The sequence below is a fragment of the Nonomuraea sp. NPDC050202 genome (genome assembly GCF_040656115.1).
Lineage (GTDB): Bacteria > Actinomycetota > Actinomycetes > Streptosporangiales > Streptosporangiaceae > Nonomuraea.
In genome coordinates, this window is record NZ_JBFALF010000015.1 from 1 (window position 1) to 23,683 (window position 23,683).

Consider the following 23,683-nt stretch of genomic DNA (forward strand, 5'->3'; position numbering starts at 1 on the left):
CCCTTGGGGCCGAGGGTCACCTTGACGGCGTCGGCGAGCTGGTTCATACCGCGCTCGAGACCGCGCCGGGCGTCCTCGTCAAACGCGATCATCTTCGAGGTCATTGCTGCTCCTGCTCTGGTCGAAGTGTCTTTCGAGCTCTGGTCGAGCTCCTGTCGGGTACGGGTACGCCAAGGAACGCTTCTGCTGCGCTGCGTGCCGCGGACGCTTCTGCTGCGCTGCTCCGTCTGCCGCGCCGCTTCTGCCGCGCCGCTTCTGCCGCGCCGCTTCTGCCGCGCCGTTTCCGCCGCGCCGTTTCCGCCGCGCCGCTTCCGCCGCGCCGCGTGCCACGACGCTCTTGCCGGGGTGCGGCCGGGACGGAGCCCGCGACGGATGGCCCGCAGTGCGGGCATGAGAGCCTGCCTGCGGGGCCTCGCCGCCCCGGCGCACGCCAGATGGTCGGCACTCCGCTGGGGAAGTGCCAGGCGCTGCATCGCACTCTACCCACAACTTGCGTGTCGCGCACAAGTTGCGTGGTGCGCATCTCGGGGTAAGCTTCCAGCCATGAACGACGACGCCATGGATCTGCGAGCCCGCAACAAGCAGGCCACCCGGGAGGCGATCGGTCATGCCGCGCTGCGGCTGGCCATCGAGCAGGGCCCGAACGGGCTGGCGCTCGTCCGCGTCCATGACATCGCCACGGCCGCGGGCGTCTCGCCGCGTACGTACAACAACTACTTCTCCAGCAGGGAGGAGGCGATCTGTGCCTTCCAGGCCGACCAGTCGCGGCGCGTGGGGCAGGCGCTGCGTTCCAGGCCCGCCGGTGAGCCGCTGGAGGAGGCCGTGCTCGCGGCCGTGATCGAGCTCTACACCGATCCCGAGCCCGACCGGGCCGGCCTCGCCATGATCATGTCGACGCCCGCGCTGGAGGGCGAGGCGCTCAAGGCGTTCAGCATGGCCGAGGGTCCGCTCGCCGAGGCCATCGCGGAGCGCACCGGCACCGACCCCCGCCGCGACCTGTTCCCCTCCGTCACGGCCGCCGCGGTCGCGGGCGCCATCCGCGTGGCGGGGCGCCACTGGCTCCAGCCCGGCGTCACGGCCTCCTTCGCCGCGACCCTCCGCAACGCGCTGTCGTGCGTCTTCACTCCTGCGCCGTTGGCCGACTCGGGGAAGGACGCTGGGAACGGCGGCGACTCCTGACGCGTAGCTTCCCGGGCCTGCACGGCTTCGGATCTTCCGATGGATTGGAGCTTCGGACCCGAAGACGGCGCTCCGAAGGTGAAGGCCTGCGAGGTGGGTTCCGAGAGTCTTGCCGAAGTGGAAGGACGGCGTGCGCCATCCCTCGATCCGATCGATGCAGCGTTCCGCTCCGGCGATGCGCTTGTGGCCACCGGCGGGCACGCTACGCCGTCCCCCCTCGAGAGAGCCCGGTGCGGCGGTGGCCGGGGTCGACCTCGCCAGGCCGACCACCGCCGGAACGTGCGGATGGCAGTCCATTTCTGCGCAATGCGATGACCCGTCGCGCGGGAAGCTGAGCCGAAAAGCGCGTCCGGCGGGCCGATAATCGCTTTTCGACGCCCCGAATTATCGAGCACCCGAGGAGTCGCCGCAGCCGGGGCCGAGCTGCTGGGTTGCGCGCCCGGCCTGCGGGATTCACGAGAGCGCTTCGGGCCGATGTGCCGCTGCAAAGAATACGGGCATGATGAATATGAGCCCCTCTTGCCTTTTCTTCCCGCAAGACGCATTATTTCGATCATCGGCTGGGGCGCCCACGAAGCCGCGAAAACCTTTGTGCTGTTCAGTACTCAGGAAGGACCGTCGATGATCCGTCGTGCGCTCCTCGCCGCAGCTCTGGCCGCCGCCACCCTCGCGGTCCTGCCGGTCGGCGCGGCCAACGCCAGGGCCTGCAAGATCGACCACTACTGCACCACCACCTACTACTCCGACCCCGCCCTCACCAACGCCGTCGGCGGCAAGCAGGAGGACTGCGACGGAACCACCCGCACCTGGGGAGTCCGTGGCCCTTACCAGACCTGGTACGAGAGCCCCTGCTTCTGATCGGAGACTTGGCGCGTGCGCCCTGCCCGCGAGGGATCGAGGTGTGCGCCCTGCCCGCGAGGGGCCGAGGCGTGCGCATGGTCTGCGAAGGGCTGAGGTGTGCGCCCTGCCCGCGAAGGGCCGAGGCGTGCGCATGGTCTGCGAAGGGCCGGGATGTGCGCATGGTCTGCGAAGGGCCGAGGTGTGCGTATGGTCTGGGGGCCGAGGTGTACGCATGGCCTGCAAGGGGTTGAGGCGTGCGCCACCGTCCGTCGAAGACCGAATCGAACGCCTGCGGCCGACCCCGCCGTTCCCCGCGCTCAGGAAGGACGATTCATGATCCGCCGTGTGCTGGCCGTCGCCGCTCTGGCGAGTGCCGCGCTCGCCACCGTACCGGCCGCCGCTCAGGCGGCCCCCAGTTGCCGGGCCGGCTACCTGTGCAACACGCAGTACTTCTCCGATCCCGCCCGCACCAACCTGGTCGGAGTCAAGACTGAATTCTGTGACGGTGAGGTCTCGACCTGGGGCAGGGTCACCGGCTACATCACGTGGTCCGCGAGCCCCTGCGCCTGACGAAAGGCAGCCGGCAGGGCACGCAGTCGCGGCTCTGCCGGCTTCCTGGCGACGGCGACCCGATGCCTGAGCGTGGGTAAGTGGTCGCCTTGATGCGCGAGGCTCAGTGAGACGCGAGCCCGACAGCGCTGTTCGGCAGCACGTGTCGCGTCCTCAACGTGCGAGGGCGCTCAACGTGTGAGGGCGCTCAACGTGTGAGGGCGCTCAACGTGCGAGGGCGCTCAACGTGCGAGGGCGCGGGCGATGGGCCAGGCGCCGGGGGAGGTGTTGGAGAGCACGGTGCAGGTGGTGCCGGTGTGCGGGTCGTGCGTGGACTTGAACGACGCGCCGGCGTCGTACCCGACCAGCATCACCGTGTCGGTGCTCTCGTGCAGCCAGAAGCCGAGACCGTAGCGCATCGACTCCTGGGGTACGGCGCAGCGCGGCCGTACCACCTCCTCGACGGAATCCACGATGTCGCCGGCGAAGAACGCACGCCAGAAGGTGGAGATGTCGGCGGCGGCGGTGTGGATGCCGCCATCGCCGGTGGCCAGCACCGGCAGGTGGAAGACGTTGGAGCGGTTCACCCCGTCCAAGGGCAGGTAACCCACGGCCGCATCGGCGGGCAGCTCGTCGGAGCGGAGGAAGTCGGTCCTGGTCATGCCGGCCGGGCGGAGGACCCGTTCCCGGACCAGGTCGTGGTAGCCGGCGCCGCCGGCCCGCTCCGCCAGCAGGGCGAGGACCACGAAACCGCCGTTGCAGTAGCCGAACCGCTCACCGGCGCGGAACTTGGTGGGATGCCCGTCCAGCAGCGGCAGGAACGCCTCGGTGGTGGTCAGCTCGTGCGCGGCGCCGATGAAGTAGTCGGTGATCTCGGTGTCGACCTCTTCGTCCAGGTAGTCACCGATGCCGGAGGTGTGGGTGAGCAGATGTTCGACGGTCACGTCGTCCGCGATCAGCGGCAGATCCCTGCCGAGCAGGGAACGGGCGGTGGTGTCCAGCCCCAGCGCGCCGTCACGGACCAGCGAGAGCACGGCCAGGGCGGTGAACCCCTTGCTGCCGCTGGCGATGCCGAATCTGGTGTCCACGGTGTTGGGGACGCCGTAGGTGCGGTTGGCCAGCCCGTAGGCCTTCGCGAACTCGATCTGCCCGGCCCGGTCGATCCAGACCACACCGGAGAAGCCGGTCTCCTCGGCGATCTTGTCGATGTCTCCCTGCGGCATTGGCGCAGCCTAACCCAGGCCCGCCCCCAGGCTGAACCTATTTAAGGCGACCCGAAGCTGCCTGGGCGGCAGGGCGTGACGGTGCGGAACCGGGTCGGGGGCCCGGGTGTGGTGTGGGTCAGCGCGGCAGGGGCGTGACGGTGCGGAACCGCGTCGGGGACCTGCGCACGGCATGAGTCCGCACCGCAGGTCCTCGACGTGTCAGAACGTGCTCACATCTCCAGTCCGGCCGTGTCCATCAGCGGCCGCACCTCCACACCCCAGGCATGGCCGCCGGCCATGAGCCCGGCCAGCTCGACGGCGCGCTCACGGCTCTCGCAGTCGAGCAGGTACTGGCCCGCGACATGGTGAAGCGCCTGCCGGTACGGGCCCTCGCTCACCTCCACCACACCGTCGCGGACGCGTACGAAGGCGCTGATCGAGGGGTCGGCCAGGGCGTGGCCGCTGATGAGCTCCCCCGACCGTGCCGCCGTGGCCAGGATCCGCTCGTGGTCGAGGCCTTCCCCCGGCTGCGCGGCAGCGGTCACGTAGACGTTCAGCAGGAACTTCACCGTGCTCAGCCGTCGGCCGTGCCCGCGAAGACGACCGGCCGCACCTCGATGCCGAGACCTTCGACGCCGGCGTCCGGGATGAGCGCGGCCAGCTCCAGGGCGCGTTCCCGGCTGTCGCACTCCACCAGGTAGTAGCCGCCGAGGAACTCCTTGGCCTCCAGGTACGGCCCATCCGTCACGACGGGGGCACCACGCCGGACCCGCACCACGGCGCTCTGCGACGGGTCGGCCAGCGCCGTGGTGCTGATCATCTCGCCGGACTTGGTGATGGTCTCCATGAACGCGCCGTGGCCGCTCATCACCTCGTTGCGCTGCTCCTCGGTCAGCGCGTCCCACACCTGCGGGTTCGAGTGCATGATCAACAGGAATTTCATGTCGTCTCCTCAAGGGCCGGGCGGCACCCTCCGTGGGCGCCGTTCACCATGGGGTCGGAGCCGGTATCGGATTCTTGCGCCGCTGCCGTGAAATATTTCCTTCCGCCGCGAACTCCCAGCGGAAGGGTGCCTGACCTCGTCGAACGGCCAGGACTGGAGTATAGGGATGAAGCCTGTCCCGTAGGCCGGCCCTTCACCCTCGCAGGCCTGCGGTTCCCGAGTCCCTCCGAGGAAGCCGGGCGGAGAACCGCCGTGGATAGGGTTGCGCAATGATCGAATCATCGAGGTACGACGCCGCCGTCGAGGTGGGGATCGCCGCGTTCTGCGGGGGTGAGGAGGCCCCGAGTGACGAGGAGGTGTGGCAGCGGCTGGTCGATGCCGGTGTCGAGCCTTGGCTTGCCGAGCGGCTGCTGATTTTCCTGCCGATGGCGTACACGCGGCGGTTACTGCCGGACCTGTCGTACCCGGACGGGGTGGCGACCCCCAGCGGGCGGGTGAGCCTTCCGGCCGAACCGGTGTTCGTGGCCGCGCTGGATCGCGCGCAGCGCGCCGGGCGCGGCGAGATCGAGCGGATCGCGCTGCGCAGCGCCGAGTTCAACGCGATCAACAACGCGCTGAACGCCGGGTCGCAGCTGCATGATCTGATGCTCGGTGAGGCAAGGCTGATGAACGACCTGGAGCCGGCCGGGCAGGGCGACGGCGGCGTGCCCTCGCCGAGAGCCGTGTTCGAGGGCTTGCTGCGCGGGCACGGCGTAGCACTCGACGGCGAGACGAAGGCCGGCGCGGAGCTGTTCGTGCACCCCGCCTCGGCCGGCGCGGTGATGGCCCAGGTCGACTTCGCCGTGTCACACCCGGCGCTGGCCAGGCCATGGCTGGTGGAGAGCTTCGCCGGGTACGGCGCCACCTGGCGCGAGGCGATCGGCGAGGCGGTGAACCGGTTCAGCCTCGGCGCGCTGCACCCGATCCTCGACGGCCTGCTCCTGCCCGGCGCCGCCCCTGGACAGGTCGAGCGGGAGCGTTACGACCATCCGAGCGGCGCGTACGAGCTGGTGCTGGGCGCCCAGCTCAACCTGTTCGCCGACCGGCCGGTGCCGTCCGCCGGATCCCTGCTCGACCGGCTGCTGCAGGCGCTGCGCGCCGAGCCGCTCACCCGGAAGGTGCACGGGCTGCGCCTGTTCACCTCCCACCACGACGGCCGGTTGCAGATCAACGAGGTGCTGCTTGACAGCGAGCCGTGGCCGGGTGGCGAGCAGGTGGTCGCGGACAGCCGGGCACTGCTGCCCGACGGGAGGGTCGCGGTGCGGATCTTCGGCCTGCTCGTGCCTGTCGAGGACGCGTAGCGTTCGCAAAACGTGAAACCTGTCCGATCCAGCAGGCCGCGGTACCTTTGCGGAAGGGTCGCACTCGGTTCCCCACCCTGAGGCGGCCGTATACCGATCACCGCGCGCCGAACCCGGCGGCACCGCCTTCTCGATCTCGGCGAGATCGTCCGCGGTGAGGGGCAGTCCCAGCGCGGGCAACGCCGTGGCCCGCCGCTCCCGGGTGCGCGCCGACCAGCGGCACGATGTCCTCGCCCCTGCGCGGCCACTCGGACTCCATGAATATCGACTGGGGTGACGCCCCTGCCTGGGCTGCAACAGCCGTATCCGGGCCCTTGGCTCTGGCCGCGCTCATCGTGTCCATCAAGGCGCTCCGATCGCAGCGCCGCAACGCGGCTGCAGCCGAAGTCTCGGCAGACGCCACCATCCGCTCGGCCAACGCAGCAGAGCGACCGGAGCTGGTCGGGCTTGCGGACACTGTTCGGCATGGTTCGGCGCCAGCTTGATGGGGCCGCCCGTTCGGGTTGAGGGCGCGGGTGATGCCCGAGCGGGGACCGGTCGATGGCCTGCTCAGGGCGGTCTCGCGGCCGTTTGCACGCCGTGACCTTCTGGAGCACGACCGTGGCGTGACCTTCCGCGGACCCCGGTTGAAAATGACAATGGTTTTCATTGTAGAGTCCTGTCCATGGACTGGTTGTTTGATCCCTTTCAGGTGTCGTTTGTCCGGCAAGCGCTATGGGCGGGCATCCTCGTGTCGTTGCTCTGCGCGCTCGCCGGGACATGGGTGGTGCTGCGCGGCATGGCCTTCCTGGGCGACGCGATGTCGCACGGGATGCTCCTCGGAGTGGCGCTCGCCTCGATGGCCGGGGTGAACATCCTGATCGGCGCGCTGCTCAGCGCGGGCGGCATGGCGTACGGGGTGAGCGTGCTCAGCCGGTCCGCCCGGCTGTCGCAGGACACCAGCATCGGCCTGCTGTTCGCGGGGATGTTGTCCCTGGGCGTGATCGTGGTCTCGCACTCCCGGTCCTTCGCGGTGGACCTGACCGCGTTCCTGTTCGGCGATGTGCTCGCGGTCACCGGGCAGGACCTGGCAGGGCTGGGCGTGGCGCTCGCGGTCACGGCCGCGGTCGCGGTGCTCGGCCACCGGCTGTTCGTCGCGCTCGTCTTCGATCCGCGCAAGGCCCACACGCTGGGGATGCGGCCCCGGCTGGCGCACGTCCTGCTGCTCGGGCTGGTCACGGTGGCGATCGTGGCGTCGTTCCACATCGTCGGGACGCTGCTGGTGTTCGGCCTGCTGATCGGGCCGCCGGCCGCCGCCGCACTGTGGGCCCGCCGCATCCCGACGATCATGCTCGGGGCGGCGCTGCTCGGGATCGTCTCGACCGTGGCGGGACTGATCGTGTCCTGGCACGCGGCGACGGCGGCCGGCGCGACCATCGCGGCCGTGGCCGTGGGCCTGTTCTTCCTGTCGGCACTGGGCGACGCCCTGCGGCGCCGGCCCGCGCGGGTGGCGGGGGTGGCGAGTTGAACAGGGCGATCCTCGCGATCCTCGCGACAGGGGTCCTGCTGGCGGGCTGCGCCTCGGAGGGTCGTGCGCCGGTATCGGGTACCGCGGGCCCGGAGGCGTCCCCGCCGGGTCCGGGGGCGTCTGCGGCGGTTCCGGGCGCGTCGGAACCGGTGCCGCACGGGTACGTCGAGGGCGCGGAGGAGATGGCCGAGCCGCAGCTCCGCCTCGTCGTGTCCGACGGCGAGACGGACAAGGCGCACGTGCTCGACCTGCTCACCGGACAGGCCACCGAGGTACCCGCCGCCGCGGCGGCCGCGGCGGCACGCGACAACCCGCCACGTGGTGATGCGCCGGGCGGCGCGTCGCGTGGTGATGCGCCGGGCGGCGCGTCGCGTGGTGATGCGCCGGGCGGCACGTCACCTGCCGGCGTGCGCGAGATCGTCGGGGACGGCCGCCACGCCTTCCTCACCACGGGCTCGGGCGCGCTGCGCGTGATCGACAGCGGCGGCTGGACCGTCGATCACGGCGACCACGTGCACTACTACCGGGCCGCCACGCGCGACCTCGGCACGATCGCCGGGCGCCCGCCGTACGACGTGACAGGCGATGCGGCGATCACCGCCGTCCGGTCGGGTGACGGCACGGTCAGGCTGTTCGACCGCGCCCGCATGGACGAGGGCGAGCTCGCCGAGACGGGCCGGCTGAGGGCCGAGGCCGTCGTGCCGTACGGGGAGCGGCTGCTGGTCGCGCAGGACGGCGCCGTACAGGTCAGGGCCAGGACGGGCGAGCCCGGCACCACCGTCGGGAGCTGCGCGGACGCCGCGGGAACGGCGGTCACCCGGCGCGGCGCGGTGTTCGGCTGCGCCGACGGGGCGCTCCTGGTCACCGGGAAGGACGGCGCGTTCGAGAGCGTGAAGATCCGCTACCCGCGCAGGACGCCGGAGGGCGAGCGCGCGCGGGCGTTCCGGCACCGTCCCGGCAGCGCGACGCTGGCCGCCGAGGCGGGCGAGAGCGGGATCTGGGTGCTCGACGTGGTCGGCAGGACGTGGCGGCTGCTGAAGACCGGCCCCGCCGTGGCGGTGAACGCCACCGGCGACGACACGCCGGTCCTGTCCCTCACCGCGGACGGCGTCCTGCACGCCTACGACCCGCTCACCGGCAAGGAGACGGCGAAGACCGAGCTGCTCGCCGGCCCGCCGGCCGGCGCGGTCCGCATCCAGGTGGACACCGCCCGCGCCTACGTCAACGACCCGGCGGGCAAGGCCGTCCACGAGATCGACTACAACGACGGCCTCCGGCGCGCCAGGACGCTCCGGCCGGGGCCGGCACCCGCGTACATGACGGAGACCGGCCGGTGAGCGCGCTGTTCAGGATCCTCGCGGCGCTCGTGCTCGCGACGGCGGCGGCAGGCTGCACGGCCCCCGGCGGCTCCGCGCCCGGCGTCGTGGTCACCACCGACATCCTCGGCGACGTCACCCGGGCCGTGGTCGGCGGCGAGGCCGAGGTGACCGTGCTGATGAAGCCGGACTCCGATCCGCACTCGTTCGGCGTCTCCGCCCAGGAGGCCGCGCGGATCGAGGCCGCCGACCTCATCGTCTACAACGGGCTCGGCCTGGAGGAAGGCGTGCTGCGCAACGTCGAGGCCGCCCGGCGGGCCGGCGTGCCCGCGCTGGCGGTGGGGGAGCGGGCCGACCCGATCACGTTCACCGCCGACGAGACGGCGGGGCAGCCCGACCCGCACTTCTGGACCGACCCGGCGCGCATGGCCAGGGCCGTGGACGTCATCGCCGAGCAGGTCGTCGCGCACGTGGACGGCGTGGACGCCGCCGCCGTCAGGGCGGCCGCCGCGGCGTACCGGAGGCAGGTCGAGCAGTTGGACGCCTGGGTCGGGCAGCAGGTCGCCACCGTCCCGGCCGAGGCCCGCCGCCTGGTGACCAACCACCACGTCTTCGGCTACTTCGCCCGGCGCTACGGCTTCGAGGTCGTCGGCGCCGTCATCCCCAGCGGCACCACGCTGGCCTCGCCGAGCGCCTCGGACCTGAAGTCGCTCAGGGACGCGATCCGGCGCACCGGCGTCAAGGCGATCTTCGCCGACTCCTCGCAGCCCGACCGGCTCGCCCAGGTGCTCGCCTCGGAGGTGGGCGTGGACGTCGAGGTCGTCCCCCTGTTCTCGGAGTCGCTGAGCCGCAGGATGCCGGGCGCGGCCACCTACCTCGAGATGGTCCGCAGCAACACGAAAGCCATCATCGACGGTCTCCACGGCCGCTGACACCCCCTCCAACAGAAAGGTGCACCACCCATGACCCGGACCGCCGCCCCGGCGACGCTGCTCGCCGGAGCCCTCCTGCTCACCGCCTGCGGTTCCGCCCAGGAGCCCGCGACCGAGGCCGCCGCGCCCGCCGCCGCCACCCAGCCGCGGACGACTGCCCCTCAGCGGACGGTGACGGACCCCGTCGTGCTGACCTACGACGGCGGCCTGTACGTCCTGGACGGGCAGAGCCTGGAGCTGGTCAAGGACATCCCGCTCGCCGGGTACAACCGCGTCAACCCCGCCGGGGACGCCCGGCACGTGCTCGTCTCCACCGCGACCGGCTTCCGGGTGCTCGACGCCGCCTCGGCGACGCTGAAGGACGACGAGTTCAAGGCCGCCAAGCCGGGGCACGTGGTGCGGCACGCCGGCACCACCGTCCTGTTCGCCGACGGCACCGGCGAGGTCACCCTCTTCGACCCGGCCGAGCTGGCCGCCGGCCTGCCGGAGGGCGAGGTGTACAAGGCCGCGACGGCCCATCACGGCGTCGCGATCGAGCTGGAGAACGGCGAGCTCGTCGTCACCCTCGGCACCGAGGAGAAGCGCACCGGCATCGCCGTCCTGGACAAGGAGCGCAAGGAGATCACCCGCAGCGAGGACTGCCCCGGCGTGCACGGCGAGGCCACCGCCCAGGACGAGGCCGTCGTGCTCGGCTGCGAGGACGGCGTCCTGCTGTACAAGGACGGGAAGATCAGCAAGATCGACAGTCCCGACGAGTACGGCAGGATCGGCAACCAGTCCGGCTCGGACCTGTCCCCGGTCGTCCTCGGCGACTACAAGAAGGACCCGGACGCCGAGCTGGAACGCCCCACCCAGGTCTCCCTCATCGACACCACGACCGGCACGCTGAAGCTGGTGGACCTCGGCACGAGCTACACCTTCCGGTCCCTGGCGCGCGGGCCGCGCGGCGAGGCCCTCGTCCTCGGCACCGACGGCGCCGTCCACGTCATCGACCCGGCGGCGGGCAAGGTCGTCAGGACCGTCAAGGTGCTCGACGAGTGGAAGGAGCCCCTGGAGTGGCAGCGGCCCAGGCCGAACATCTTCGTGCGTGACCAGGTCGTCTACGTGAGCGACCCGGCGGGCAGGCGGCTGCACGCGGTGGACCTCGCCTCCGGCAAGGTCACCAGGAGCACGCCCCTGCCGCAGCCGCCGAACGAGCTGACCGGCGTCGTGAGCTGAGACCGGTCACCCGTGGCTCAGCGGCGCCAGCGGGCCGGTCAGGTGCTCGGGACGGATGCCCAGCCCCACGACCCGGCCGAGCAGGTGGGGGAGGCCGCGCCAGTGCCGCAGCGTCCGCAGCGGTTGCGGCAGGCGCAGCGGGGCGCCCCCGGCCTCCTCGGTGATCGAGGCGGCCACGAAGCGGTCCTGCGCCGTGCGCTGGAGGGCCTGGGTGATCACGGTGGGCCACTGGCGCCGCCGCTGCACCCGGGCCAGCTCCCGCTCGCTCACCCGGCCGCGCCGCAGCGCGGGCACCAGGACGCGGGCCGCCGCGACCGCGTCCTGGACGGCCAGGTTGACGCCCACGCCGGCGATCGGGGACATGGCGTGCGCGGCGTCGCCGATGAGCAGCGCCCCTGGCGTCCACCAGCGGGCGAGCCGGTCGATGCGGATCTGCAGGACGGCGATGTCCGCCGCGCCGATCGCGGCCATCCGCGCGGCGGTGTACGGGGCCAGCCGGCTGATCGTCCGGCGGGTCCACGCGCCGTCGTCGGCCCGCGCGGCCTCCGCCATGCCCTTGGCGATCAGCAGGGCCCCCTGCCAGTAGTCGCCCCGGTTGATCATGATGAGGCCGCCGGTGGCGGAGAAGCGCAGGAACGTGCCGTCGGGGTCGCCGGGCAGGCGGGGGATGCGTACGTAGAGGCAGTCGTGCGGCGCGGCCGAGGCGCGCGGGCGCAGGCCGAGCAGGTCGCGCACGGTCGAGTGCCGCCCGTCGGCCGCCACCACCAGCGGCGCCCTCAGCTCGTGCGTCCGGCCGGTGTCCTTGTCGGTGTACCGCACCCCGCACACCCGCCCGCCGTCGCGCAGCAGGCCGTCGACCTCGGCGCTCTGCGCGAGGTGGAAGTGCGGCGACTCCCTGCCCGCCGCGGCGAGCAGGTCGAGGAAGTCCCACTGCGGCACCAGCGCGATGTGCTGGTGGGCGCCCGGCAGGCGGCTGAAGTCCTCGATGATGGCGCCGTCGTCGAACGCCATCGTCAGCCGCCGCTCCCGCTGCTGCGGCAGCGCCGCGAACCGCTCGCCGAGCCCCAGCTCGTCCAGCAGCCCCAGCGTGGAGGCGTGCACCGTGTCGCCGCGGAAGTCCCGCAGGAAGTCGGGGTACTTCTCCAGCACCGCCACCTCGACGCCCGACCGGGCCAGCAGCAGGCCGAGCACCATCCCGGCGGGCCCGCCACCGGCGACGACACAGGCGACCGAGGTCCTCGTGATCGATCCCATCCGATCCCTCCCATGGAGATAAGCGGGGAGAAACTCCCCATTTGCTCGGCACACTAACATAACCGGGGAAAGTGTCCACGGTTATGTCTGGAGAGGTCCTGTGAAAGAGCTGCGCGCCGATGCCCGCCGCAACCGCGAGCAGATCCTGCACGCGGCGCATCTGGCCTTCCTCGACCAGGGGCCCGACGCGCCGCTCGACCAGATCGCCACCCGTGCGGGCATCGGCAACGCCACGCTCTACCGCCACTTCCCTACCCGGGCCGACCTCATCCGTTCCGTGGTGGTGGACAACATGGCGCAGGTGGGCGCGCTCGCCACCGAGGTCCTGGCCGCCGGGCAGGCGGCCGGTGAGGCGCTGGCGGCGTTCGCGGCGGGCGTCGTCGAGCGGCGGATCGTCGCGATGCTGCCGATCCTCGGCGACCACGTCGAGCCGGGCCCCGAGTTCCACGAGGCGCGCGCACGCCTCCTGACCGCGCTCGACGCCCTGGTCGGCGCCGCCCGCGCGGAGGGCGCGCTGCGTGCCGACGTGAGCGCCGCCGACCTCGTCATGTTCCTCACCGTGCTGACCCGGCCGCTGCCGTCGGTGCCGCCCGCGCTCGACGACGCCGTACGCGCCCGCCTGCTGGCCACGCTCCTGGACGGCCTGCGCCCCGCCGCCGCCACCCCGCTGCCGGGCGTGCCGCTCAGCGCCGACCGCATCACCGCCGACCTGACCGCGGGCGGCCCCGGCCCGGACGCGTAGGCCGCGGGGCCTCGTCGAGGGGTGGCCTGTACGTGCTCATCGGCGGCGCGGGCTGCCTGCACGTGCTCATCGGGAGCGGGGGCTGCCTGTACGTGCTCATCGGGAGCGGGGGCTGCGTGCACGTGCTCATCGGGAGCGGGGGCTGCGTGCACGTGCTCATCGGGAGGCGGGGGCGACCTGCACGCGCCAGGTCCCCCGGTGGTCGAGGAAGGAGGCCAGGGACGAGGCGAGTTGCCTGGCATGCGCGGGGAAGCCGGCCTCCGCCGCCCGCCGTGCCGCCGCGAGCAGCACCAGGTGCTCGGCGGTGAACCACGTCCTGGCCTCGCTCCTGCCGGCCGGCGCCTCCGGCGTCACCAGCGGCAGGGCGGGGTCGAGGCCGGCGTCGGCGCCCTGGCCCGGCTTCAGCACCCGGCCGGCCTGGTGGGCGCTGTGCAGGTAGTGGTCGAGCAGGCGGTGCAGGGTCGTCCGCCGCTCGTCGCGGGTGTCCTGCGCGTCGCTCAGCTCGCACGCGTACGCGCGGAGCAGGCCGTGGAAGGCGAACCGGCCGGGGACGCGCTCGCTCAGCATGTTCGTCCTGGCCAGCTCGGCCACCAGCGGCCGGACGTCATGCGGCGGCAGACCGGCCAGGCTGGCGGCGGCGGCCTGGCTGAAGTCCGGGCCCGGATGCAGCCCCAGCAGCCGGAACAGGCGGGCGGCCGGTGGGGTGAGCCGGCCGTAGGAGCAGGAGAACACCGCCCGCACGTTCGTGGCCTGCTCGCCGCCGTCGAACGGGTCCAGGCGCGCACGCGCGCCGCGCAGCTCCGCGGCCAGGGCGGCGAACGGCAGGCGCGGGCTGGTGAGGGCGCGGGCGATGGCGATGGACAGGGCGAGCGGCAGGCGGCCGCAGTACGCGACGATCTCGTCCACGGCCGCGGTCTCGCCGGCTGATCGGTGTTCGTCCACGGGCACGGTCTCGCCGGCTGATCCGTGCTCGTCCCCGGCCGTGGCCTCGCCGGCTGATCGGTGCTCGGCCCCGTTCGCGGTGCCGTCCGGCGCCGTGGTCGCGGCCGGGCCTCGAACCGCCGCGCGGCGGGCGCCGGATCGAGGGCTGCGGGGCTGGAGGATGCCCGGTTGGAACGTTCCGGGCAGGCGGATCCCGGAGCGGCGGGTCAGCAGGAGACGCGCCGCCTCCTTCGGCAGCAGGTCCACTGTGAACGCGTGCGCTCCCTCGGCCGCCACCAGGCCGGTGAGCTGGTCCCGGCTGGTCACGACGACGAGACAGCCGGGCGCGCCGGGCAGCAGGGGGCGGACCTGCTCGGCGTCCCGGGCGTTGTCGAGCACGATCAGCATCCGGCGGCCCGCGAGCAGGCTGCGCATGAGCGCGGCCCGCGCGTGCAAACCCCCGGGGACCTGGTCCGGCCTGACCGCGAACGCGTGGAGGACCTCCTGGATCGCCTCCGCCGCCTCCATCGCCGTCCCCGTCGGGTCGAATCCCCGCAGGTTCACGTACAACTGACCGTCGGGGAACCGGTCCCGGATCCGGTGCGCCCAGTGGATCGCCAGGGCGGTCTTCCCCACGCCCGCCATGCCGGTGAGCACCACGGCCGCGCTCAGGTTCCGGTCATCGGCCAGCAGCGCATCGAGCCGCTCCAGCTCCGCCTCCCGGCCGACGAACTGCGGCACCCCGTGGGGGAGCTGCGCCGGCGTCGGCCAGTGCCGCAGCGCACCCGCCGCGGCCCGCCGCCCCCGCCCGGCCGCCGAGCCGCCAGCCGCCGCTGAGCCGCCTGCCTTCGCGCTGCCCGCCGCCGCCCGGCCACGTGCCGCCTCGCCACGTGCCGCCTCGCCACGCGCCGCCGAGCGGCGTGATGCCGCCGGGCCGCCCGCTGCGGCGTCGCGTGGTCCGCAACCGTCCGGTTCCTCATCCTTCGCTGGTGAGGCGTGTGCGGGTGGTGGTGAGGCCGGGCGGGGCGGCGTGAGGGAGGGGAAGGACGCCGGTGCGGAGGGGCAGGTCATGAGGTCGGGGTCGGCGGCGAGGATGCGCTGGTGGAGGGTTTGGAGCTGGGCCGATGGCTCGACGCCGAGCTCCTCGCGCAGCCGCCCCCGGGCGTCACGGAAGGCGGCCAGCGCCTCCGCCTGGCGCCCGGACCGGTACAGGGCCAGCATGAGCAGGGCGTGCAGCCGCTCGCGCAGCGGATGGTGGGCCACGAGCCAGCGCAGCTCGGCGACGAGGTCGGCATGACCGCCCAGAGTCATGTCCCCGTTCATGTCCACCTCCATGCTCTCCTCGATCGCGCCGATCCGCCGCTCGGCGAGCTGATCCCGCACCATGTCGAGGAACGGGCTGCCCAGACCGTCGCAGACCGGTCCCCGCCACAGGCGCAGTGCCGTGTGGAACGCCTGCGAGGCCCCCTTCAGATCTCCGGCGGCGTGCGCCTCCCTGGCACGGCGGACCTCCCGCTCGAACACCTCCAGGTCCAGCCCTCCCGGGGACACACGCAGCACGTACCCGGCCTCCGTCCAGGTCAGCGGGCCGGACGGCACGCCACCGCGCCGCCGACCCGGCTCCAGCCCCGCGCGCAGGCTGGACACGTGCTTCTGCAGCAGGTTCACGGCGTACGCGGGCACGTTCGCGCCCCACAGCTCGTCGATCAGCTTGTCGCGGCTCACCGGGCGGTTGGCGTGCAGCAGCAGGACCGCCAGAAGGGTCCGCCGCCGCCCCGAGCCCAGGGCCAGGCCGGTCCGCGCACGCCACGCGCGCAGCGGCCCCAGCACCTCGAACCGGACATCCTCTCCATGCTCTTCGGGCATCCCGCCTCCTCAGAAGTAACACGAGTGTTGCTGTCCGCGAGGTGTGGCCGGACCGCCCCGGGCTTGATCCGCCGGGGACGCCCCCTCATTCGTCGTCCAGCCGGACAGGGATGACGCGGACGGGTCCGAGTTCATGACAAATCGGGAAATCTCCGTGTCCAGTGTCCCGTTCCAGCGCCCCCTCCAACGATGTCCCAGGCGATCGACCGGCACCAGGTCCAGTACTCGTTCCAGGGCCGCGGCCAGCGTGACGTCCATGGGCAGGTCCAGCGCCCCGTCCAGCCCCCACGACGAAGCTTCGGTGGCAGCGGAACGGATCCAGCCATCACGGCAACGGAGGGGAGCCGGACAGTGTCCAAGGTCGCGAGGTCTTCGGGAGTCATGGACACGGGTTCCGTACCGGCAGCCCGCCCGGCGGCACGGAGGGACGACGTACGGGAACTGCTCGGCGGACGCGAGGTCGCCGACCCGTACCGGTGGCTGGAGGACCCGGACACGCCCGAGACCCGCGACTGGCTGGCGGCGCAGGCCGACCTGTTCGCCAGGGCGAGGGACGGCTGGCCGGCCGGCGGCTGGTTCCGCGAGCTGCGGCACCTGACCTCGTTCGAGCGGCTGTCCGTGCCCCAGTGGCGCGGCGGGCGGGCCTTCTACACCTGCCTGCGGCCCGGCGCGGAGCACCACAGGCTCATGGTCCGCGACGCCGGGGGCGACCGCGCCCTGTTCGAGCCGGACAGCGCGGATCCGGAGCGCCGTACGGTGCTGGGCTACTGGTCCGCCTCCACCGACGGCCGGCTGATGGCCTACCAGACCGCGGTGGGCGGCTCCGAGCGGTTCACGCTGCGGGTGCTCGACGTGGAGACCGGGGCGGACGTGGACGAGCCCATCGCCGGCTGCCGCTACTCCGCGGTCGCGTGGGTGCCGGGCCAGGACGCGTTCTACTACACGCGGTACGACGAGCGGTCCGGCGCGCGGATCCACCTGCACCGGGTGGGGCAGCCCACCGGAGCGGACCCGGTGATCTTCGGCGCGGGCTCCGACCGTACCGCCGAGCTGGACGCGCTGGTGGGGGCGGACGGGCGGCTGCTGGTCGTCCAGGTGGCCTCCGGACTGTCGGCGGCCAACGAGGTGTGGGTGGCCGTCCTGCGCGAGGGCTCGATCGAGCAGCCCGGCCTGCGCAGGCTGCCGCTGCTGGAGGACGGCTGGACCTCCGCCTGGCCGGCGCCCGACGGCCGCCTGTACCTGCTGACCGACGCCGGCGCGCCCCGCGGCCGCCTCCTCGTGGCCGGCCCGTCGGCAGACGGCCCGCCGGAAGACGCCTCGCTGGAAGACGCCTCGCTGGAAGACGCCTCGCCGGCAGACGGCCCGCCGGTAGACGGCGCGCCGGAAGACGGCGTGCTCACCCCGCGCCTGCTGATCCCCGAGGACCCCGAGGCGGTGCTCGACGGGTTCGCGGTGCTCGACGGGCTGCTGCTGGTCCACTGGACGGTCGCCGGGCGCGGCGCCGTGACCCGTCACGACCCGGCCACCGGACGGCTCCTGGGCCAGGTCGAGCTCCCCGGCCCCGGCATCGTCGCCGAGCTGGCCCCCGGCGGGCAGGGCGGCGAGGCCTGGTACGAGTACTCCGACCGCGTCACCCCCGAGACCGTCTACCGCTACGAGGCCCGCACCGGCTCCAGCACGCCATGGCGCCGCCACCCCGCCCCGGTCACCCCGCCGGTGATCGCGTCCGAGACGGTCTGCACCGCTCCCGACGCCACCCCCGTACGGATCCTCCTGCTCGCCCCGGCCTGGCACAGGGCAGGGCCGCTGCCCACGATCCTGGAGGGGTACGGCGCGTTCGGGGAGCCGCGCATCGCCGACTACTACGCCGCGGCCCTGGCCTGGGCAGGGCGGGGCGGCCTGTTTGCGGTCGCCTGCGTGCGCGGCGGCGGCGAGGGCGGCGAGGCCTGGCACCACGCGGGCCGCCGCGAGCACAAGCAGCGCGGCATCGACGACTTCATCGCCGCGGCCGACCATCTGGTCACGGCCGGGCACACCACCCGCGACAGCCTGGGCGCGTTCGGGACCAGCGCGGGCGGCCTGCTCGCGGGCGCCGCGATGACGCAGCGTCCGGACCTGTTCGCCGCCGTCGCCTGCACGGCGCCGCTCCTCGACATGGCCCGCTACGAGCTCACCGGGCTCGGCGAGTACTGGCGCGAGGAGTTCGGCAGCCGCGAGGACCCGGACGAGCTCGGCTGGCTGCTCGGCTACTCGCCCTACCACCGGGTCGTGCCCGGTACCCCGTACCCGGCCGTCCTGCTGTCGGCCTTTGGAGAGGACACCCGCGTCGACCCCCTGCACGCGCGGAAGATGACCGCCGCGCTGCAGTTCGCCACCACCTCGCCGCGCCCGGTGCTGCTGCGCCACGAGGCGGGCGCGGGGCACGGCGAGCGGGGACGCACCGGCCGGTTGTCCTACTTCGCAGACGTGCTCGCGTTCTTCGCCCACCAGCTGGGACTCGCGAGCATCACCCCGACCGAACCGAGAGGAGGTGAACTTCCATGATCAAGAAGTCGACCAAGCGGTACAGCGTCGCCGGTGGTACCCAGAAGGGCTGATTCCGTTGCAGGTGGGGCGTCCTCAGGGGCGCCCCACCCCCGGGGCCGATCATTGAAGGAATGCCATGACACATCCCGTGCTCAAGACGAGCATCCCCTACTTCATCGCCGACGGGTCGGTGCACTTCAGACTGTGCGGCGAACTCACCTCGCTGGAGGATGCCGACGGCCGGGTCAGCAGGCTGCTGTCCTTGCTGGACGGCACGCGGACCCCTGAGGAGGTCCACCGCGACCTGCACGCCGTGCACCCCGACGTGACGGCGGACGACGTCCTGGAGGCGATCGACGAGCTCGACGGGCTCCGGCTGATCCAGAGCGCGGACGACGCCGGCGAGGACTTCGACCGGCTCGCCCGCGAGCGCTGGTCGAACAACCTCGGCTTCTTCGAGACCTACGCCTCGCTGAACGCCTCCAAGTACGACTTCCAGCGCCGCATCCGCGACGCCCGCGTCGCCGTGCTCGGCGTCGGCGGGATCGGCAGCCACGCGCTGATCGACCTGGTCGCCATCGGCTTCGAGGACATCCGGATCGTCGACTTCGACCGGATCGAGCTGTCGAACTTCAACCGGCAGATCCTCTACGGCGAGCCGTACGTGGGCAGGGTCAAGGTGGAGGTGGCCGCCGAGCGGGCGCGCGCCCTCAACAGCGCCGTGCGGATCGACCCGGTGCAGCGCAAGCTGATGTCCGGCGACGACGTGTACGAGGTCGTCCGCGACCGCGACATCGTCATCGCCGTGGTCGACCGCCCCAAGGTGCACATCGCCCACTGGCTCAACGAGGGCTGCGTACGGGCCGGCACGGCGCTCATCATGGGCGGCGTGGACACCCAGCGCGCCCTGCACTACACGATCGTGCCCGGGGTGTCCGGCTGCATCGAATGCTGGTACGAGCAGGTGCGCGGCAACGACCCCACCTCGCTGGCCGTGATGAACGTGCTGGACGACATCGACAGGGAGGGCGGGACGTTCGGCGAGGACACCGCCGCCTTCAACGGCCTGGTGCTGTTCGGCGCGGGTTTCCTGGTCGCCGAGATGGTCCGGATCGCCAGCCGGGTCTGCCCGCCGCTGTCGGTGGGCCGGATGCTGGAGATGACCTTCCACGACCCCCGCCTGCGCGAGGCCGAGACGTGGAAGCGCGACCCGCGCTGCGCGGTGTGCGGCGACGCCCGGCCGAAGCCGAGCCTGGAGTGGCTCGCCGGCGACCTCGGGCCGCTGCCCCTGTGAAACCGCTCGCGCCGCCCGGCCCGCGGCCCGGGGCCGCGAGCCGCCACTCCCAGCGGAACCTGGAAGGAGTTGAACACCATGATCAAGAAGTCGACGAAGCGCTACAGCATCGCCGGTGGCACGCAGAAGGCCTGATTCCGCCACCAGGTGGGGCGCCTCCGGGGCGCCCCACCCTCGCCTGGAGACGTTCCGCGCGGTTACCGTCGCCCGTGAAACCCCTGTCAGCCCGTGGGAGGACCCTGCCATGGCACGCTTGTTGTCACGCACGCCCTCCGGCCCGGGGGGCATCCGGCTGCGCAGCGCGTTCCTCGTCTCGTCGGTCGGCGACTGGATCTACCGGTTCGCCGCGCCCACCCTGATCCTGCAGATCACCGGGTCCGCGCTGTCGGCGGCGCTGGCGTACGTGCTGGAGTTCATCCCCTACATCGTGGTCGGGCTGGTCGCGGGGGTCATCGCGGACCGGTGGGACCGCCGCAGGATCCTCATCATCTGTGACTGCCTGTCCTTCGCGATCGCGCTCGTGATCGTGTTCGTGGCCGCGGCGGACCGGCCGTCGGTGGCGCTGCTCTACCTGTGCGCCTTCCTGCTGGCCAGCGTGCGGCCCTTCTACTTCCCCGCCTTCCAGGGCTTCGTCGTCGACACCGTGCCGAAGGAGCGGCTGTCCAGGATCAACGCCTGGACGCAGACCGTCGACAGCTCGCTCGCCTTCGTCGGGCCCGTCGTGGGCACCGCCTTCATCGCGGCCCTGGGCGTGCCGCTGGCCACGCTGGTCAACGCGCTGACGTTCGCGATCTCGGCGCTGCTCATCCTCCAGATCGCGAACGTGCACACGCGGGTGGCGCCCGCGGGCGGCGTGCGCGCCGAGCTGTCGGGCGTGGGCAGGGACTTCCTGCAGGGCCTGCGCATCCTCCGCTCGATCAGGCCGATCTGGTGGGGCACCCTGCTCATGGCCGCCGCGAACTTCGCCGGCTTCGTCGTCGAAGGCAACCTCGTCTACCTCATCCTCGAGGTCGAACACCTGCCCGGCGTGGCCCTGGGCGTCGTGTTCGGCGCGCAGGGACTGGGCGCGGTGCTCGGCGCGCTGGTGGCGCCCCGGCTCATCGACCGCCATCCGACCGGGAGGCTGCTCGCGTACGGGATGGCGCTGTCGGCGCTGGCCATGGCCCTGCCCGTGGTCCTACCCGCCGTCTGGGTGATCGCGGCCGCCTGGGCCGTGGAGGGCGTGGCCACGTCGGTGATCGTGGTCTCCTGGTTCACCGCCCGCCAGACCGTCGTGCCCGCCGACGCCATCGGCCGCGTCGCCTCGGTGAGCAGGGCGGCGGCGTACGCGACCATCCCGGCCGGCGCCGTGGTCGGCGGGGCGGTCGTCGGCGGCGCGCTGGCCGCGTGGGGCGGGCCCGGGCGGATGCTGTTCCTGTGCGCGGCCCTGGTGCAGACGGCGGTCGCCGTCGGCACCGCCCTGTCACCGCTGCGGGACATCGACCAGGCCGCACCCGCGGCCACCACTTCGGGGGATACATGAGCGTCATCACCGCACCGGCCGCCACCGTCTGCCAGGAGGCGGAGTCGTTCCTGAGCCTGTGCGCCGAGGAGCTCGACTGGGACCGGGAGCGGCACGCGCGCCGCCGCGCGGCCGTCCTGGACGAGCTCGCCCGGACGGGCACCTACCGGCACACGCCCGCCGAACTGCTGCTCGGCGCGAAGCTCGCCTGGCGCAACCACACCCGGTGCATCGGCAAGCTGTACTGGAAGACGCTCATGGTCCGCGACTGCCGCAGGCTGCACCACCCCGACGCCATCGCCGCCGCCCTCACCACCCACCTGGTACGCGCCCACAACGGCGGCGCCGTCCGGCCGATCATCACCGTGTTCCCGCCCGACACGCCCGCCGCTCCCGGCCCGCGGATCGTCAGCCCCCAGCTCGTCCGGTACGCCGGCTACGAGCGGCAGGACGGCACCCGCCGCGGCGACCCCGCCAACGCGGGGCTGACCCGGCTGGCCCGCGAGCTGGGCTGGAGCGGCCAAGGCGGCGACTTCGACCGCCTGCCGGTGCTGATCCGCGACTCGCGCGGCCGTCTGACCCGGCACGACCTGCCCCACGACGCCTGCCCCGACGTGCCCATCACCCACCCGGACCATCCGTGGTTCGCCGAGCTGGGGCTGCGCTGGTACTCCTGCCCCACGGTGTCGGACATGCGTCTCGAGATCGGCGGCGTCACCTATCCCGCCGCGCCGTTCACCGGCTGGTACGTCGGCACCGAGATCGGCACCAGGAACTTCGGCGACTGCGACCGCTACGACCTGCTCCCGGTGGTCGCGCGGCGGCTCGGGCTCGACACGGGCGACGACCGTACGCTGTGGAAGGACCGCGCGCTGACGGAGCTGAACGTCGCGGTGCTCACCTCCTACGAGCGGGCCGGGGTGCGGATGCTCGACCACCACACGATGGCCGACCACTTCCACCGGTACGTGGGGGCGCGGCGGCGGGCGGGGGAGGAGGTGCACGCCGACTGGAGCTGGATCATCCCGCCCACGGCGGCCTCGGCCACGCCGGTCTTCCACGACTCCTACGATCCGGCCGTCGTCTCGCCCAACTTCTACCGTTAGCGGCACAGGGCCCGGTCTTGAAGAACGCTGTTCAGTTGTTTTCTGGCCGGCCGATCTCGTGCGGGGTACGCGATCGTGGCAAGTGACGCTCACTTCGTGACGTGGCCGACGCGGAAGAAGCCGTCCGGGTCGTAGGCGCGCTTGACCTCGCGCAGCCGCCCGTAGTCCGCCCCCGTGTACGCCGCCGCCGTCCGCGACGGGTCCGCCAGGAAGTTCAGGAACGTCCCGCCGTTCGCGTACGGCCGCAGCTCCTCGGCCAGCCCCGGCACCACGGTGTCCACGATCACCGAAAGCCTGGTGGAGCGGTGGCTCACCGGCCCGGCGTCCGGCCTCGGCCGGCTCATCGCGCCGCCCCAGTGCCTGATCTCGATCGTCTGCGCCTGCTCCGAGGCGCGCACCAGCGCGTCGACGACCTCGCCGGGCACGGTGTCGAACATGTCCATGTGCCGGTTCGGCGTCCCGCCCATGGCCGCGGCGGCGTAGGTGGTGGTCAGCGTCTCGTCCAGCAGCGCCGGCCCGGCCGCCAGGAACAGCGGCGCGAGCAGCCGCCGGGCCTCCTCGGCCGTCCCGGCGTGCAGGACCTTGAGCAGCACCACGTGCCTGCCGCGCACCGCCGCCGGCACCTGCTCGTCGTCGGGCATGCGCTTGAGCACGACCGCCGTGCTGATCTCGTCGGGGGCGTCGTCGATCCAGGTCCGGTACGCCTCCAGCGTCCGCGCCGCCGCCTCGATCGGGAAGTACACGAACCCCGCGTACACCTCCGGGACCGGGTAGAGCCGGAACTCCAGCGAGGTCACCACGCCGAACCCGCCACCGCCGCCCCGCAGCGCCCAGAACAGCTCGGGGTGGCTGTCGGGGCTCGCGGTCACGTGCCGGCCGTCCGCCAGCAGCACCTCGGCCCGCAGCACGCTGTCGGCCGCGAAGCCGTGCTTGCGGCCCAGCCACCCGAGGCCGCCGCCGAGCGTGTAACCGGTGACGCCGACCGACGGCGCCGAGCCCGACAGCGGCGCCAGGCCGAACGGCGCGGCGGCGGCGATCACCTCGCTCCAGCGCGCCCCCGCCCCCACGCGGGCGATCCGGCGGGCCGGGTCCACCAGCACCGACGCCATCGCGGAGGTCCTGACCAGGATGCCGCCGTCGCAGGGGGCGTGCGTGCCGTGCCCGGTGGCCTGGACCGCGAACGGGACCCCGTGGGTGCGGGCCGCCAGCAGCGCGATCCGGATGTCGGCGACGCTCTGCGCCTCGGCGATCAGCGCCGGGCGGGAGTCCACGGCCGGGTTCAGCGAGCGGCGGGCCTCGTCGTAGCCGGGCTCGCCCGGCAGGTGCACGGTCCCGGTGAATCCGGGGAGGCGGATCTCGTCCTGGATGCTGTACGGCTGGCTCATCTCTCTGGCCCTTCTCTGCTCTGCTCTGCTCTGTGATCTGAGATCAGAGTGCTGGAGGG

General features: G+C 72.7%; 19 protein-coding genes. 13 read left to right on the plus strand and 6 right to left on the minus strand.

Features of this window, described 5'->3' with window-relative positions; all coding sequences use genetic code 11:
* The first annotated feature begins 543 nt into the window (after window positions 1-543).
* The 3 genes from AB0I79_RS32685 (at window position 544) to AB0I79_RS32695 (ending at window position 2,589) form a co-directional block, all read left to right on the plus strand.
* Window positions 544-1,179 carry a TetR family transcriptional regulator gene (locus tag AB0I79_RS32685; RefSeq protein WP_357881180.1) on the plus strand — a complete coding sequence of 212 codons (636 nt, stop codon included), beginning with the start codon at window positions 544-546 and terminating at the stop codon, window positions 1,177-1,179.
* Window positions 1,180-1,800: 621 nt separating this feature from the next.
* Complete coding sequence (locus AB0I79_RS32690) at window positions 1,801-2,037, plus strand: DUF6289 family protein (RefSeq protein WP_357881183.1); 237 nt, start codon at window positions 1,801-1,803, stop codon at window positions 2,035-2,037.
* Between the two features lie 315 nt (window positions 2,038-2,352).
* Entirely contained in the window at window positions 2,353-2,589 is a 237-nt protein-coding gene (locus AB0I79_RS32695) for a DUF6289 family protein (protein ID WP_357881186.1), read from the plus strand.
* Window positions 2,590-2,810: 221 nt separating this feature from the next.
* Here the strand turns inward: AB0I79_RS32695 and AB0I79_RS32700 are convergent, their stop codons facing one another.
* The 3 genes from AB0I79_RS32700 to AB0I79_RS32710 all read right to left on the minus strand — a co-directional run bounded on the left by AB0I79_RS32700 (window position 2,811) and on the right by AB0I79_RS32710 (window position 4,716).
* Window positions 2,811-3,791: a serine hydrolase domain-containing protein gene (locus AB0I79_RS32700; protein WP_357881189.1), complete on the minus strand. Its 981-nt coding sequence runs from the start codon at window positions 3,789-3,791 to the stop codon at window positions 2,811-2,813.
* Between the two features lie 212 nt (window positions 3,792-4,003).
* A complete protein-coding gene (locus tag AB0I79_RS32705; RefSeq protein ID WP_357881191.1) occupies window positions 4,004-4,342 on the minus strand; it encodes a hypothetical protein in 339 nt (112 codons plus the stop codon).
* Between the two features lie 5 nt (window positions 4,343-4,347).
* The gene (locus tag AB0I79_RS32710) at window positions 4,348-4,716 is read right to left on the minus strand and encodes a YciI family protein (protein ID WP_357881194.1); all 369 of its coding nucleotides are present in this window, start codon (window positions 4,714-4,716) and stop codon (window positions 4,348-4,350) included.
* A 269-nt stretch (window positions 4,717-4,985) separates the two neighbouring features.
* Here AB0I79_RS32710 and AB0I79_RS32715 point away from each other — a divergent pair, with 269 nt between their 5' ends.
* From AB0I79_RS32715 to aztD, 5 genes are all read left to right on the plus strand, one after another.
* Complete coding sequence (locus tag AB0I79_RS32715) at window positions 4,986-6,056, plus strand: DUF6348 family protein (protein ID WP_357881197.1); 1,071 nt, start codon at window positions 4,986-4,988, stop codon at window positions 6,054-6,056.
* Between the two features lie 664 nt (window positions 6,057-6,720).
* Window positions 6,721-7,563, plus strand: coding sequence for a zinc ABC transporter permease AztB (gene aztB, locus AB0I79_RS32720; protein ID WP_357881200.1), 843 nt, complete (start codon window positions 6,721-6,723; stop codon window positions 7,561-7,563).
* Between the two features lie 149 nt (window positions 7,564-7,712).
* Window positions 7,713-8,900 (plus strand): hypothetical protein, encoded by a 1,188-nt coding sequence (locus AB0I79_RS32725; RefSeq protein ID WP_357881203.1) that lies wholly within the window; start codon window positions 7,713-7,715, stop codon window positions 8,898-8,900.
* 29 nt (window positions 8,901-8,929) lie between these two features.
* On the plus strand, window positions 8,930-9,811 hold the full coding sequence (aztC, locus tag AB0I79_RS32730; protein WP_357881912.1) for a zinc ABC transporter substrate-binding protein AztC: 882 nt from the start codon (window positions 8,930-8,932) through the stop codon (window positions 9,809-9,811).
* Between the two features lie 30 nt (window positions 9,812-9,841).
* On the plus strand, window positions 9,842-11,029 hold the full coding sequence (aztD, locus tag AB0I79_RS32735) for a zinc metallochaperone AztD (protein ID WP_357881206.1): 1,188 nt from the start codon (window positions 9,842-9,844) through the stop codon (window positions 11,027-11,029).
* 6 nt (window positions 11,030-11,035) lie between these two features.
* Here the strand turns inward: aztD and AB0I79_RS32740 are convergent, their stop codons facing one another.
* Window positions 11,036-12,283, minus strand: a complete 1,248-nt coding sequence (locus AB0I79_RS32740; protein WP_357881209.1) for an FAD-dependent oxidoreductase — start codon at window positions 12,281-12,283, stop codon at window positions 11,036-11,038.
* A 100-nt stretch (window positions 12,284-12,383) separates the two neighbouring features.
* Between AB0I79_RS32740 and AB0I79_RS32745 the strand changes: the two genes are divergently transcribed.
* Complete coding sequence (locus AB0I79_RS32745) at window positions 12,384-13,025, plus strand: TetR/AcrR family transcriptional regulator (RefSeq protein WP_357881212.1); 642 nt, start codon at window positions 12,384-12,386, stop codon at window positions 13,023-13,025.
* 156 nt (window positions 13,026-13,181) lie between these two features.
* Here the strand turns inward: AB0I79_RS32745 and AB0I79_RS32750 are convergent, their stop codons facing one another.
* A complete protein-coding gene (locus tag AB0I79_RS32750; protein ID WP_357881215.1) occupies window positions 13,182-15,812 on the minus strand; it encodes a BTAD domain-containing putative transcriptional regulator in 2,631 nt (876 codons plus the stop codon).
* 381 nt (window positions 15,813-16,193) lie between these two features.
* Here AB0I79_RS32750 and AB0I79_RS32755 point away from each other — a divergent pair, with 381 nt between their 5' ends.
* From AB0I79_RS32755 to AB0I79_RS32770, 4 genes are all read left to right on the plus strand, one after another.
* Window positions 16,194-18,356, plus strand: a complete 2,163-nt coding sequence (locus tag AB0I79_RS32755) for a prolyl oligopeptidase family serine peptidase (protein WP_357881218.1) — start codon at window positions 16,194-16,196, stop codon at window positions 18,354-18,356.
* A gap of 118 nt (window positions 18,357-18,474) precedes the next feature.
* A complete protein-coding gene (locus tag AB0I79_RS32760) occupies window positions 18,475-19,632 on the plus strand; it encodes a ThiF family adenylyltransferase (protein ID WP_357881221.1) in 1,158 nt (385 codons plus the stop codon).
* A gap of 244 nt (window positions 19,633-19,876) precedes the next feature.
* On the plus strand, window positions 19,877-21,154 hold the full coding sequence (locus tag AB0I79_RS32765; RefSeq protein ID WP_357881224.1) for an MFS transporter: 1,278 nt from the start codon (window positions 19,877-19,879) through the stop codon (window positions 21,152-21,154).
* Entirely contained in the window at window positions 21,151-22,239 is a 1,089-nt protein-coding gene (locus tag AB0I79_RS32770) for a nitric oxide synthase oxygenase (protein WP_357881227.1), read from the plus strand. The genes AB0I79_RS32765 and AB0I79_RS32770 overlap by 4 nt, the downstream gene beginning before the upstream one ends.
* Window positions 22,240-22,328: 89 nt before the next feature.
* On the opposite strand, the gene AB0I79_RS32775 is transcribed toward AB0I79_RS32770, so the two are convergent.
* Window positions 22,329-23,624, minus strand: coding sequence for an FAD-binding oxidoreductase (locus AB0I79_RS32775; RefSeq protein WP_357881230.1), 1,296 nt, complete (start codon window positions 23,622-23,624; stop codon window positions 22,329-22,331).
* Window positions 23,625-23,683: the final 59 nt, after the last annotated feature.